The organism is Nonomuraea sp. NPDC050153 (assembly GCF_044460125.1).
Taxonomy (GTDB): domain Bacteria; phylum Actinomycetota; class Actinomycetes; order Streptosporangiales; family Streptosporangiaceae; genus Nonomuraea.
In genome coordinates, this window is the sequence record NZ_JBITJQ010000014.1 from 275,970 (window position 1) to 289,165 (window position 13,196).

12 protein-coding genes and 1 pseudogene are annotated in these 13,196 nt (G+C 65.3%); 7 read left to right on the forward strand and 6 right to left on the reverse strand.

The genetic code is table 11. The features are described 5' to 3' along the window. Nucleotides 1-200: 200 nt before the first annotated feature. Complete coding sequence (locus ACIBQ1_RS31890; protein WP_397282996.1) at nt 201-368, reverse strand: hypothetical protein; 168 nt, start codon at nt 366-368, stop codon at nt 201-203. 154 nt (nt 369-522) lie between these two features. Further along, on the reverse strand, nt 523-1,821 hold the full coding sequence (gene nhaA, locus ACIBQ1_RS31895) for a Na+/H+ antiporter NhaA (protein WP_397282997.1): 1,299 nt from the start codon (nt 1,819-1,821) through the stop codon (nt 523-525). A 247-nt stretch (nt 1,822-2,068) separates the two neighbouring features. Between nhaA and ACIBQ1_RS31900 the strand changes: the two genes are divergently transcribed. From ACIBQ1_RS31900 to ACIBQ1_RS31915, 4 genes are read left to right on the forward strand one after another with little or no spacing between them, the layout of a single operon-like run. After that, nucleotides 2,069-2,593 (forward strand): RNA polymerase sigma factor, encoded by a 525-nt coding sequence (locus ACIBQ1_RS31900; RefSeq protein ID WP_397282998.1) that lies wholly within the window; start codon nt 2,069-2,071, stop codon nt 2,591-2,593. Then, nucleotides 2,590-3,075, forward strand: a complete 486-nt coding sequence (locus ACIBQ1_RS31905) for a hypothetical protein (RefSeq protein WP_397282999.1) — start codon at nt 2,590-2,592, stop codon at nt 3,073-3,075. Before ACIBQ1_RS31900 ends, ACIBQ1_RS31905 begins: the two co-directional genes overlap by 4 nt. Further along, nucleotides 3,072-3,767, forward strand: a complete 696-nt coding sequence (locus ACIBQ1_RS31910; RefSeq protein WP_397283000.1) for an ABC transporter ATP-binding protein — start codon at nt 3,072-3,074, stop codon at nt 3,765-3,767. Before ACIBQ1_RS31905 ends, ACIBQ1_RS31910 begins: the two co-directional genes overlap by 4 nt. Further along, on the forward strand, nt 3,764-4,414 hold the full coding sequence (locus ACIBQ1_RS31915) for a hypothetical protein (RefSeq protein ID WP_397283001.1): 651 nt from the start codon (nt 3,764-3,766) through the stop codon (nt 4,412-4,414). The genes ACIBQ1_RS31910 and ACIBQ1_RS31915 overlap by 4 nt, the downstream gene beginning before the upstream one ends. A 209-nt stretch (nt 4,415-4,623) precedes the next feature. Here the strand turns inward: ACIBQ1_RS31915 and ACIBQ1_RS31920 are convergent. Together ACIBQ1_RS31920 and ACIBQ1_RS31925 are read right to left on the reverse strand one after the other, a co-directional pair. Then, nucleotides 4,624-4,761, reverse strand: a pseudogene (locus tag ACIBQ1_RS31920) (glutamate--tRNA ligase family protein); the annotation flags it as partial. Nucleotides 4,762-4,827: 66 nt separating this feature from the next. Further along, on the reverse strand, nt 4,828-6,123 hold the full coding sequence (locus ACIBQ1_RS31925; protein WP_397283002.1) for a serine hydrolase domain-containing protein: 1,296 nt from the start codon (nt 6,121-6,123) through the stop codon (nt 4,828-4,830). Between the two features lie 198 nt (nt 6,124-6,321). Between ACIBQ1_RS31925 and ACIBQ1_RS31930 the strand changes: the two genes are divergently transcribed. Then, on the forward strand, nt 6,322-6,981 hold the full coding sequence (locus tag ACIBQ1_RS31930) for a helix-turn-helix domain-containing protein (protein ID WP_397283003.1): 660 nt from the start codon (nt 6,322-6,324) through the stop codon (nt 6,979-6,981). A gap of 1,636 nt (nt 6,982-8,617) precedes the next feature. Here ACIBQ1_RS31930 and ACIBQ1_RS31935 read toward each other — a convergent pair. Next, a complete protein-coding gene (locus ACIBQ1_RS31935; RefSeq protein WP_397283004.1) occupies nt 8,618-9,085 on the reverse strand; it encodes a very short patch repair endonuclease in 468 nt (155 codons plus the stop codon). 174 nt (nt 9,086-9,259) lie between these two features. Here ACIBQ1_RS31935 and ACIBQ1_RS31940 point away from each other — a divergent pair, with 174 nt between their 5' ends. Further along, complete coding sequence (locus ACIBQ1_RS31940) at nt 9,260-10,093, forward strand: hypothetical protein (protein WP_397283005.1); 834 nt, start codon at nt 9,260-9,262, stop codon at nt 10,091-10,093. After that, entirely contained in the window at nt 10,090-11,220 is a 1,131-nt protein-coding gene (locus ACIBQ1_RS31945) for a DNA cytosine methyltransferase (RefSeq protein WP_397283006.1), read from the forward strand. Before ACIBQ1_RS31940 ends, ACIBQ1_RS31945 begins: the two co-directional genes overlap by 4 nt. An 80-nt stretch (nt 11,221-11,300) precedes the next feature. Here the strand turns inward: ACIBQ1_RS31945 and ACIBQ1_RS31950 are convergent, their stop codons facing one another. Then, a complete protein-coding gene (locus tag ACIBQ1_RS31950) occupies nt 11,301-12,920 on the reverse strand; it encodes a hypothetical protein (RefSeq protein WP_397283007.1) in 1,620 nt (539 codons plus the stop codon). Between the last annotated feature and the right edge of the window lie 276 nt (nt 12,921-13,196).

Sequence of the window (13,196 nt, forward strand, 5' to 3'; positions counted from 1 at the left end):
CCAGACGGGCGGCCTGGCACGGAACAGGCACGCCCGTCGCCCGAACGCGCCCACCCGCTACCGCGGACCAGCCACCTTGATATGCCGCATCACATGCAGCAGATCCCACTTCGGCAGCCGTCGGACTTCTTGGTGCCCGGTTGAAGGAGCTTGTCACGGCGTGGCGGCGCCGGCACCACTTCCGAAGTTTTCTGCGGGTATCAGCGGCGCCGCGTCGTGCCGCCGTACACGGCCCCAGCTTGGGACATGCGGCCCGAGGGCCGGTCCCGAGCGGCGGCAGCCTGGAGGGAACGACCTCGGCCCCTGATGAACAGCGGGGTGTCGCCGTCGGCCAGCGGGATGGGGTTGCCGAGAGCCTCGTCGCGCAAGGGAGAGTCGGCGACCCACGGCGGGGGCGGCAGTCCTTCGAGCGGTACGTCCTGGACACGTCAAGGGCTGTCCGCTCGTCTCTTCAAGCCCGGCATCGTTGCCGCTGACGACGCCACTTGACGCCCCGGCACCAGCGGCAGGACCTGTGAGTCGCTAGTGACTCTGGTAGAGGTCGGGGATTCCGTCCTGGTCGGAGTCGGCGGTCTCGGCCTCGTGGATGCGCCGGTAGACGCGGGCGCGCAGCCGCAGGATCACCGTGGCCAGCAGCGCGGCGGCCAGCGAGCCCGTCAGGACGGCGACCTTGACCTGATCGTCGCCCGCGGTGCCGAACGCCAACTCGCCGATGAGCAGCGACACGGTGAACCCGATGCCGGCCAGGATCGCCAGCCCCACCATGTCGATCCAGGCCAGCCCCTCGTCCAGGGTGGCGTGGGTGAAGCGGGACACCAGCCAGGTCGCGGCCAGGATGCCGAGCGGCTTGCCGACCAGGAGCCCGGCCATGATGCCCATCGCGACCGGCTCGGTCAGCAGCTCGGACAGGCCGCCCAGCCCGCCGAGGGGGACCCCGGCGGAGAAGAACGCGAAAACGGGCACGGCAACCCCTGCCGAGATCGGCCGGAACCGGTGCTCGAAATGCTCGGCCATTCCGGCCTCGCCTGCGGCTCCGTCCGGCCGCTCTTCGGGCTGGACCGGGACGGTGAGCGCCAGCAGCACCCCGGCCACGGTGGCGTGCACGCCTGAGGCGTGCACCAGCGCCCAGGTGGCGAACGCCAGCGGCAGCAACGCCCACCACGCCCGCACCCCTCGCCGGACCAGCGCGGCGAAGACCACCAGCGGCACCAAGGCGCCCAGCAGCGGGAGCACCGCCAGCTGCGAGGTGTAGAAGACGGCGATGATGACGATGGCGATGAGGTCGTCCACCACTGCCAAGGTCAGCAGGAAGGTACGCAACGCGTCGGGCAGGAACCGGCCGATCACCGCCAGCACCGCCAGTGCGAAGGCGATGTCGGTGGCGGTGGGGATCGCCCACCCCCTGGCTGCTCCTGCCCCGCCGGCGACCGCCACGTACACCAGAGCCGGCGCCACCACCCCACCGACCGCCGCGGCCACCGGCACTGCCGCCCGCCGCAGATCACGCAGGTCGCCGGCGACGAACTCTCGCTTGAGCTCCAGCCCCGCCACGAAGAAGAAGATCGCCAGCAACCCGTCCGCGGCCCAGGTGGCCAGGTCGAGGTTCAGGTGCAGCGCGGCGGGCCCGACCTCGATCACGCGCAGGTTCTGGTAGGACTGCGCCCACGGCGAGTTGGCCCAGACCAGCGCGGCCAGCGCGGCTGCCAGCAGCAACGCTCCGCCGATGGTCTCCTTGCGCAGGATGTCGGCGATGCGGCGGGCCTCTGGCCACGTGCTCCTGTCGAGCAGGCGCGAGGTACGTCGAAGGGTGGGGCCGGGCATGGAACTCCGCTCGTCGCAGGGGTCGGGTCGCTCACCGCCGACCAGACTTCCCGGCACACCCATCAAGAACGTATCAGAGCGCATAAATAGCCACATAACGGATTTTGGCCCGCAAGGCCCAGTCCAGCGGCCTTCCGGCACCTTGATCTCGACCCGCATTGACCATGACCGGCCAGGGCGATGATGTGGGTGCCCGTGAACCTGAGCGGCCTCTCGCCCGACTGTGCAAGGTGACGGAAGGGACGAGATGACCGATGAGCTGCTGGTGGTCCGCGCTCAGTTGGGCGAGCGGGCTGCCTGGGCCGAGCTGGTGGCCCGATGGCGGGTGCCGGTGTGGACCTACGTGCGGCGGATGCTGGATGGTGAGCGGGCCGACGACGTGACCCAGGAGATCTGGCTGGCCGTGGTCCGCGGCCTGCCCCGGCTGCGGGAACCTGGCCGATTCGCACCCTGGCTGTTCACGATCGCCCGCCGATCGGTGACCGACCGCCTGCGCGGTGAGTACGCCCGGGAGAGGGAGAGCTTCACGACCGACGAGGCGATGGTTGAGGACCCCGTCGAGGCCATGGTGGATCGGGCTGAGCTCGTCGCCGCACTGGCGGGCCTACCGGTCCTGGAACGGGAGATTCTCGTCCTGTTTTACCTGGAGGACCTGTCGGTGGAGGAGTGCGCGCAGATCTGCCTCGTCCCGGCCGGCACGGTCAAGTCCAGGCTCAATCGAGCTCGGCGGATGCTGCGGGAGCACCTGGAGGAAAGGGGATACCGGACATGATCGAGGAGGAGCCGCGTCTGTCGGCGCAGGAGATGATCGAGCGGCTTGAGCCGTCGCTGTCACCATGGCGGCAGGTGCGCGCCGTGGCGGCGCTGCTGGCCGGGCTGGCCGGCGTGGGGTTCGTGGCCGTGCTGTGGTGGAGCGAGCCGGGTCCGCTGCCGGGCCGTACCCAGCTGGCGTTCGCGCTGTTCACCGTGTTCTGCCTGGCTTGGGTCGGCTACGGCTGCTGGCTGCTGACGCGCAGGGTGCCGTTGTTCGCCACCGACCGGGTGATCGCCGCCTGGATCGCCCTGGGCGCGTCGCTGGTCACGACCGTGGGCGTGGCGGGCATCGCCGTGCAGCGCGGTACCGGCCTGGCTGCCGCGCTGGCGGTGGGGGGCGTGTTCGTCGCGGCGGCGCTGGTGCTGGTCGTGCGGGCGCACGCGCGCCGGGCCGAGCTGCTGCGCCGCAAGCGTGAGCTGACCGGCGAGGAGCAGGCGTGAAGGCGCTGGAGGCCGGCGAGCTGGGCAAGCGTTACCGCAAGCGCTGGGCGCTCCGGGAAGCCACCTTCGAGCTGCCCGTCGGGGCTCGGTGCGCGCTGGTCGGGCCGAACGGGGCGGGCAAGACCACGCTGCTGAACCTGGTGACCGGGCTGCTGACACCCACCACCGGACGGGTGCGCGTCTTCGGCCGGCCGCTCGAGGTGTCCAGGGTGGCATTCGTGGCACAGGACAAGCCGTTGTATCGGCGGTGGAGCGTGGCCGATCTCCTGCGTTTCGGCGCCGCGACCAACCCTCGCTGGGACCAGCACATTGCCACCTCGTTCCTGCTCACACACGACATCCCCGTCCAGCAGCGGGCCGATCGCCTGTCCGGTGGGCAGCGCACCCTGGTGGCACTCGCCCTGGCAGTCGGCAAGCGGGCGGACCTGCTGGTGCTGGACGAGCCGTTGGCCGAGCTGGATCCGCTGGCGCGCATCCAGGTGATGGACGTGGTGCGGGAGTTGGAGATCACCGTGTTGTTGTCCTCGCACATCCTCGCCGACCTGGCCGAGGTCTGCGATCACCTGATCCTGCTCGGCGCCGGCCAGGTCCGGCTGTGCGGCGGTTTCACCGATCTGCTGGCCTCCCACTCAGCCACCACCATGGAGGACCTCGTGCTGGATTACCTGCGTAACCCTGAGCCGGCCCGATGATCGGGCCTGCCGTGGGGCTGCTGTGGGCGGCCTGGCGCGGGCAGCGCGCCCAAGCCGCCGCCATCATCGCGGTCGTGCTGATGTACGGCGTGGCCGCCGTTGTCGAGCACGTGGAGCCCGACCTGTCCGGACTCACCCAACAACTGGCCGGCCTCCTGCCAGGGGCGATCTGCCTGGTGTGGGGCGCCCCGCTGATCGCCCGCGAGTTCGAGACGGGAACGTTCAAGCTCGCCTGGACCCAGAGCCTGACGCGCGGTCGCTGGCTGGGCGCGATCCTGGCCATCGCGGCCACCGGCGCTCTGGCCGCGGCGGCGGTGCTCGCCACGCTGCTGGCCTGGGCCCTGCCCTCCACCGGGGGCGGTCCGATGGCCTGGCCGTACTACGAAAGCCACGGCCTGGTGCCGTTCGCCCGAGTGCTGTTCGCCTTGATGCTCGGCGTCGCGCTCGGTGCCATGACCGGGCACACCCGCATCGCCATGCCGCTGTCCGTCCTGCTGGCCGGCATCAGTCAGCTCGCCGGCCGGGCGTTGCGTGGCCGCCTTGGGCTGTCCTATTGGCCCACGCAGTGGGTGGAAACGGCCTCCTACCTCGTCCTTACCTGGGTCCTGACCGGTATCGCCTATCTGGCGATCCGACGGCGCGCCTGAAGCGAAGGAATCTGAGAATGGCTCACAACCCTAGGTTCATTCGACGCAGGTTCGGCCGGGCGACCCTGCTCGTGGCCGTTGTGCTCGTCGCCGCCGTGCTCCTCGTCGGCGTGGTCATGTTGTCGTAGTCAGAACTCGGCGGGTGTTCCCGGCTTCAGGCACCCGGAGCTGAGCCCAGCGCTTGGTGACGTCGGCGAGGTGTTCACATCCGCCCACACCGGCGGCCTGGCGCCCAGCGCTTCCCGCAGCAGCTGCTGTTTGGGCGTGTTCGACAGGTGTTCCACGCCCCGGATCACCCGCGTGATGCCCTCATCCAGGTCGTCGACCACATCGGCCAGCAGGAGGAGACGCCGAGCACACCGTGACGAGAACAGCCGTCACGGTGTGTACGGGCCCAAGGTGCTCGGTCCCGCCTACTCAGCCGACTCGGCCTCTTCAGCTGACCCGGCCTGCCCGCCGCAGAACGCCGCCTTGACGAGCCCGTCCAGCATCTTCGGATACTTGGCGATGTCGAATGCGGCGTCGCCGGCGGTCAGCGAGGCGGTCAGGGTCTTGCTGCCGTCGGGCGAGCTGTACATCAGCGCCGCGTAGCCCCCCGGCGGGTTGCCGTTGTGGTTGAGAACGGTGCCGCAGGTCGGGCCCAGGTCCTGCACGAACATTCCGAGGCCGTAGCGGCCGTAGAGGGGGTCGCTCTTCGGGTGCGGCTTGCGCATCTCGGCCAGCAGCTTGGCCGGCAGGAGCTTGCCGCCGTTCAGCGCGGAGAAGAACGTGTGGAGATCCTTGGTGGTCGAGATCATGTCACCGGCGCCGGCCACCAGGGAGAGGTTCTGGCGGGAGACGTCGACCACCTTCCACTGGCCGGCGTCCTGGTAGCGGAAGTAGCCGTGGGCGTACGGAGCGGGCAGCTGCGTCCGGTTGCCCGGCACCACGGTGTCCCGCAGCCCGAGCGGCCCCACGATCCGCCGCTTCAGCTCCGCGTCGAACGAGCGGCCGGTGACCTTCTCGATCAGCAGTCTGGCCAGCGTGTAGTTGGTGTTGGAGTAGCTCCAGCCCGTCCCCGGCTCAAACCGCGCCGGCTTGGACAACGCGAACCGCACCAGTTCCTCCGGCCGGTAGGAGCGGAACCGGTTGTCCAGCCACTCCTTGCCCGTCGCGGGGAGCCCCGGCACCCATGTCCCGTCGGGGTCGAGGTCGCCGGTGTAGTTGAACAATCCGCTGGTGTGCTGCAGCAGCATCCGTACGGTGATCCGCCGGTCCAGCCCGAGCTTGGGCAGGTAGTCGGCCACCGGCGTGTCCAGCCCGATCTTGCCCGCGGCCACCAGCTGCAGCACCACGGTCGCGTGGAAGGTCTTGGTGACGCTGCCCACCCAGAAATGCCCGTTCGTCGGCGGCTTCGCGCTCGCGCCCAGCTTGCGCTGCCCGGCGCTGCCGACCCACTCGCCTCGCCCATCGTTCACGCGCACCTGTACTCCGAGGAAACCGGCATCGACGAACGCCTGGATGGCCTTCTGCAGCTCCGGGCGATCCTGCCCGGCGGAGGCCTTCGATACGGCCACACGGCTGTCCGCAGCGGCCACACCCGCTGTGGCCACCGCGGGTGTGGCCGCTCCGGCCAGCAGCGCGGCCGCCAGCGCCGTGACCGCCGCGCGCCGGAAGGCCCGCGGCCTCCGGACCCTGTTGCTCTTGACGGCATGGAGAGATCGACCCATGGCTATTCCTCGCTTCGCGATAGTACGTGTTTTGTGCAACTCGAAAGCTACGTTGCATTTAGAATCTCGTCAATCCGAAAAATGACATTTACCCAGGTGAACGGCGATAAGTTGGTGCAATGACGCTGCGCACGAAAGCAACATCATGTTGCAATGAATGGCGGCTAAGGCAACACTGGCGGCATGCCAGGAGGACGATTGACCCAGCAGGACCGCCAGCGCATCGCGGTCGGACTCACCGACGGACTCTCCTGCCGCGAGATCGCCAGGCGACTCGACCGGCCGACCTCCACGATCACCCGGGAGATCGCCCGCAACGGCGGCCCCGCCGCCTACCGGCCCCAGCAGGCGCACCAAGCGACGCTGCAGCGGGCGCGGCGCGGCACACCGGCACCCCCACACGCGGCCACACCGCCGGTCGCCACGATGGAACAGGAGATCATCGAGATGGCGGTCAGAGCGGGGATGCCGAGGACGGCCGCGCGCGTGCATCACGACCTGGCGCTGTCCGAGGAGGGCCGGCGCACCGCGGCCGAGCTGACCCGCAGGCTGAAGGCCAGCCCCGCCTCCGTCTCCGTCGCCGTGAACTTCCTGGTCCAGCAGGGGTTTGTCCGTCGCGAGCGCGATCCGCAGCGGCGTCGCGACATCTACGCGATCGACGACGACGCCTGGTACCACGCGATCATGATCAGCGAGCGGCAGACGCTCCATACGGCGCGGGCCACGATGGAGGCGGCCGAGACGTACGGGCTCGACAGCCCCATCGGGCGACGGCTGGCCAAGACGGCGGCGTACCTGGAACGCGTCAGCCTGGACATCATGGAGGCAGCCGACCGCTGGCGCCACCTCCTGACGTGACGGGTCTCAGCCGAACCACCTGGCGAGCCGGCTGACCAGTTCCTGCTGATCGTCACCGACCCACCCCACCGGGCCATCTACGGCCAGCGGTGAGTGAAGGCCATCGGCGCGCTCTTCCCGGCGCCGCGATGGTGGTCGGTTCTCATCGCAGGTCAAGGCCGTTCGTCCTCGGCGCCGCCTGCGGGCGCTCCACCTTGACCTGCTCCTGCGGCCGACGGACTTGGCGGCCATCAGGGAAGAGCACGCCGGTGGCCAGCTCGATGCCGCCTGCATGAAGGTGTTGCAGGGGAGCCGGCCCCGTCCGGGATGGGTGCTGTGACCTTTGGATCAAATGCTGGGCGCGTGGAGTGCGATGACTTTGTCGGGTATGGGTGCGGGAGCGTCCTGCTGTTGGGTGAGGACGGCGCTGGCGAGTGCCAGGTTGGTCACAAGCTGTCGTAGCTCGGCGAGTTCGGCGTTCTGGTTGGCAACGGTCTTCCTGAGCTGCGTGATGGTGTCTCGGAGGACTCGTTATGAACCCGCCAGTGACCCCTGGCGCCGTTCAGACCGGCGGTCAAACGATCAAGGGCCTGACCACTGTCTCCAGCGATCAGGCCCTTGACCTGTAACCAACCTGTCGGGGTGGCGGGATTTGAACCCACGACCTCTTCGTCCCGAAGGAAGACCGGGGAGTCTGGGAGTGTCGATTTGAGTCGATCGGGGAGCTTCTGACCTCGCCAAACACTCCAAGGAGGACGCAAGAAGTCCGAGGAAGCCGCAAGGTGTTGGCTCCCCAATTTGGCTCCCGGTAGCCCATCTTGAAAGTGCGTCGATCCTGCCATACTCTTCCGCGCAACTGCTCATGAGCGTCCACTTGCATCGGTCGGATCTTCAGCGGGGACAGCGGCGAGTTGCTCGACTCATGGAGACGGCTTCTCAGACATTCTCGGTGCGTGACGATGGCATGGCTGCCAGGGCCGTCGGGGCTCCTGACATCCATGACCACGCCGTCGCCTTCCGGGCTGAGGACGGTGGGCGTGCCGCAGAAGTCGCACAGCCATTGAAAGCTGTGAGGGTCCTGAGATCGAATCGTCGGACGCGCCCACGCTGGTTGACTCCATCGACGGATCTCTTGCACCACGGCGTCCATCTCCGTCCCGACAGCCGGATGCTCGCCAAGCCACGCCTGGCCGGCGCCGGAGGGACTGCCGATCGCCGCGCCATCGATCGATGCACCGATGCCCTCGTGACCGAGGATCTCCACCATGACACCCCACGGGTGTTGCTGGGTCACTCGGACTCGGACCGTTGACCGGGGACCAGGTCGGCTCCTGCGGCGTCGAATCGCAGCACGAGATCATTGTGTCGCAGGGGCGTGTTGAACCGTTCGCCCATCTTCTTGAGCAGGGAGAACGATGGCTTGAGCTCGACTAAGCGCAGCCGACGGTTTACAGGGCGTCGCGGTCCCTACTTCCCATAGCGCCCTGGCCTGCGACGGAGCCTTACAACGAGCTCAAGCGGCATCAGCTCGGTCCGGGCATATTCCGGATCTTGAGGTTCACCCCTTCGGAGATCCGTTGCTGAGCATCTTGGCCAACGAGACAGCGCTCTGAAGATGCAATCCTCCGGCCAGCGGAGTACAAGGATCGCTCCATACTCAGCGACAGTGGTCCGCCGACGACTCGACGGACCGACCGAGACCAAGACTCTCACGACGGCCTCTCACCACCTGAGCGATCTTCTGAGCTGCTTCTTTAAGATCGTCATGCTCCCAGACCACAATCAAGATCCACCCAGCCGCCGCCAGGAGACGCTCCAGTTCAAGATCTCGCTCGCGGTTGCGCTGAATCTTGGTGGACCAATACTCCTTGTTCGTCTTCGGCAGTCGGCGATGTTCGTCACATCCATGCCAGAAGCAGCCACGCAGTTCAACGCATACCCCGACTGGACGGAAGACCACGTCAACTGTTCGCCGGACGGTTGGCAGTGGCCGTGTGCAGACCCGGTAGCGGAGCCCAAGCGCATGAAGCGCACGGCGGAGAGTGAGTTCAGGGCGAGTGTCTCTGTTCCTGTTCGACTGCATCACCCTGCGTGTAGTCGGGGAACTAGCCCACGAGGCAGGCATGTAACCGAATGTAACCTATCCGGCCCGAACGACCATCGAAGCTAAGATGTTCAGCGGTAACCGACCAGATCAACGCCTATGCACGCCCACCCACCCATGACAGCGGTTGCCGATCAGCTGAGAGAAGGGAGGATTCCCTACCTCCAGGTAGCTCCGAACGGTAACCTACCGGGCATGTCGAACAATGATCGCCCGCTGCAGACACATGGCCTCACCAGCGCAGTCTACGTGCCGATCGTAAGGCGAATCTTCGATGAAAAGTATGCCGAAGGGGACACGGTTGTTGATTTCACGCTGGATGACGTAAGGCGCGCAGCAGCGGAACTAAATATCGTAGTCCGCAACGCGGCCGATGTCATTTACAGGATGCGCTCGAGGACGGTTCTCCCCGCAGAAATATTGGAAAAGGGATTTTATATACTCAGACAGGTTGGCAGGGGGAAATACCGATTCGAGATCGGCGAAACCACCATCATGGAGATCCCGAAGAATGAAGTGATTAACGCCCTGGACCTGACCCCGCTCCCCGTAAGGCGCTTACTGCCGGAAAACTTGGCAGATCTAGACGAACAGGCCTTACTTACGGTAGTCAACTATTGCAAGCTTATAGACCATTTCATCGGTCTAAGATCCTATAGACTCCGCAGTCACGTACGAAAGAGCGTCGAAGGCGTAGGACAGGCCGAGCTTGATGAGCTTGACGTAGCCGTGGCCCTAACGGACGAGGAAGTCCCAGTCATCTTGCCGATTGAGGCTAAGGCTGCGCCCGACGCGATCAACAGAGTCCAGATCAGCGCAATGGTATCTTTCTCTCGGGTATACTTTCCTGGCCACGAGATCCGACCGGTAGCGATCAAAGTCGACTACGACTCTCTGGTTCACCTTGTCGAGTTCAATCGAACAGAAGAACCGGCCGAGCTAAAGATTATCAACAGCGCGACTTACCGCTTGCAACTGTCGGATCAGCAGCGAGAGTTTATACGAGAGACCGAATCGAGGCTCATATGACCGCCCAGGCAATTGACCTTTTTGCAGGATGCGGTGGCCTCTCAACCGGTCTGCTCGATGCAGGTATCGCGGTTAAGGCCGGATTCGACAACAATGCAGCAAGCATAACGGCCTTTGATTACAACCACGTCTACCGGGGGTGCAAGGGCTTCGTTAGCGATCTCGCCAAGGTTGCCAGCCCAATCCTACTTGAGATGGCTGGCATCACTCATCAAGTCGATCTACTTGCAGGTGGCCCACCATGTCAACCTTTCAGCATTGCAGGCAAGCAACTTGGGATGGACGATCACCGCGGGGAGCTGGTTTTTAAATTCGTGGATATTGTCGGCGAAATTCGGCCGACAGCGTTCTTTTTCGAGAACGTCCCGAATCTAGCCCGCTTTGACGACGGCCTCGTGGCGGAAAAGCTTCAGTCGGATCTCGCCGCTCTGGGATACGAAGTAACAGCCGATATAATAAACGCCGCGAATTATGGCGTTCCGCAAGGGCGTCGGCGCTTCATCATCGTAGGCGTACCCAAAGGGAGCAAGTTCGAATTCCCTGAGCCGACCCACGGGGAAGCTGCAGACCTATTCAGCGAACTGAAGCCTTACGTAACGACGTCGGAGGCAATCGGCGATCTGCCTGATGTAACCGACCCGGCCGCCGTAGATGTCCCCAATCACGAACCGACCATGCATGGCGAGAAGATGTTGGCCGCGTTTCGTGAACTTAAGCCAGGAACGCGAGACAAGAAGTACTTCCATGATCGGCTGCACCCAGACAGGGTTGGCTACACGCTGCGAGCAGGGAGCGGGAATTTTTCGCCTCTCCGTCCCGTGCATTATAAATATGATCGCGTAATAACAGTTCGCGAAAGCGCGCGGCTTCAAGGCTTCAGCGACAAATTCATCTGGCCAGATCCATTGCCTCGCCTGCAGCAGTACAGGCAAGTAGGCAATGCCGTTCCTCCTCCTCTTGCAGAAGCGATCGGGCGGCAGATTGCTACCTGCCTTGGCTGGGAAACCAAGCCGGAAGAGCTGGCTGGGCTAGCTGAGACACGCCCTCCAGCATTCTTTATGACTGCCGAAGAGCGTCATGCCCTACGAATGGAAAGAATGCGCGGCGCCTCACTAGGGCTTAGCTAGAGGGCTTGGGTGACTTAGGTCGTGAAGATCGAGTCAAGTTCGTTGATCGTGAGCTGTTTGTGCAGGTGGGCGGCGTGGGTTCAGGCTGCGTGTCCTGCCTGGGTGATGAGGTCGTGAACGGCGGCCTGGTAGGCGCGTGCGGTAGTTCGCAGGGGTGAGGGGGTTGGTGGGTCGGGGTCGGTGAGAGCGGCCAGTCCCACCCGGAGCACTCGCTGGTTGAGATGGGTCAAGAACATCGCGGTGGTCATCCCGGTAGCGGTGACGCGGTAGCGGAAGCTGCCGGGGATGCGTTCGATGAGCCCGTGCAGGCGCAGGCGTCGCAGGTCGTAGGTCAACTGGCTGCTGGTCATGTGCTCGGGTGCGAGCCCGAGCAGGGGCGCCAGATGGCGGCGCAGGTCGGCGTTGGCGAAGCCGTGGGGCAGCAGGTGGAAGACGCATAAGACGGCCAGGAGCGCGAGCACGCGCGGGTCGGTGAGGCGCATGCCGGGGATACGTGTTCCGGTGGTGGTGATGACCGGATCGGATATCTGAGCCAGAGCGGCGGCTCCGTCGGCGGGATCGTGGCTGAGTCGTTGGACGGCCAGTAGCCGTCGGTTGGCGGAAAAGCCGATCTGCGCCAGGGCGGGCAGGTTGGTCAGCCGTTTGCCGATGCCGAAGTCGCGGGTCTCGTTGATGGTGGTCTCGGTCCGGAGGGCGCGGCCGAGTTTGTGGTACTGCTTGATCGAGCTCTTCTTGTAATCGACGTGCAGGCTGGGAGTGACTCCGTCGGTGATGACCCGGGTGCGGAACCGGCCGGGCGTGGCGCGTGGCCCCTTGCGGATGATTCGTCGGTCGAAGACCAGGCCGATCTGATCGGGCCGGCCGATGTCGAGGTTGTCCCGCAGGACCTGCTCGAAGAAGATCCGCCCGGTGATCGGTTTGTCGAGCATCTGGGTGAGAGAGAATTCTGCTTGCAGGATGGACAGCTCATAGCGGTAGCCGGCGGCCCGGTCGGCGGGGCTGAACGGGTGCGGCAGCCGGGCCAGCCATTTGCGCAGTAGCGCATCGATCTGCTCGGCTCCCAGGGATGAGCAGATCTGCTGCAGCGCTGCGGGATTGTCGACGGCGGCGAACCCGTTGTCCAGTTCGGTGAAGCCGATCCCGGCCATGGCCGCTTGCCGTTGAGCCCAGTGATTGCCGTTGATGCACAGCTTGGCGTTGTAGGGGAAGTAGCTGGAGAACTTCAGGAAGAACGGTCCGAAGTCGGCGTCCAGGCAGTGGAAGTACCACTGGTTGATCACGCTGGTGGTCTTGATGATCCAGGGGTAGGACACGCCGGCGGCGTCGCGGCGTTTCTCGGTCCGGAACACCTTGTTCTTCTCTTGGGCGCGGCCGATGAACAGCACGCCCTCGGTACCGGTGAAGGCGGTCAGGTGCTGGTGCATGATGTCGTCTTTGCGCTGCCCCTTGGTGAAATGCACGATCGGTATCTGCTGGTCGCAGGCGAAGCGGTGGATCGTGGCGACGAACGTGTCGGTGATCGGTCCGAGCGCGGCGGTGGAGTTCACCGGGCACCCCAACCGCTCGCGGAGATAGCCGATCACTCCGAGATCGCGCTGGAGTTGCGGGACGTAGACGTTGAGGTACATCCGATCGATGCATTCGATCTCGAACAGGACGTGATCAGCCAGGACATCGGCGACAGAGCGCGGTAGCGTCATCACAAGCTCCGGTCGGACCATGGCCCTCATAGGCCACCTACCGCTTCGAGCGGTTCATAACGGGACACACGGTGTCACCGTCAGGCTCTGACCGGAGCCCTTTTCGCCTACCCTGACCGCCACACATGAGGCTGTCGCACAGTTGTCGACCTTCACTTGTCAAGGGCGGACGTTTGGGTGCGGTGGCGGAGGAGCTTGTTGAGGTTGTGAACGGTTCCCAAGAGTTTGATCTCGGTGTCCACGCTGTGGGTTCCTCGGTAGTTGAGGCGGCGCCCA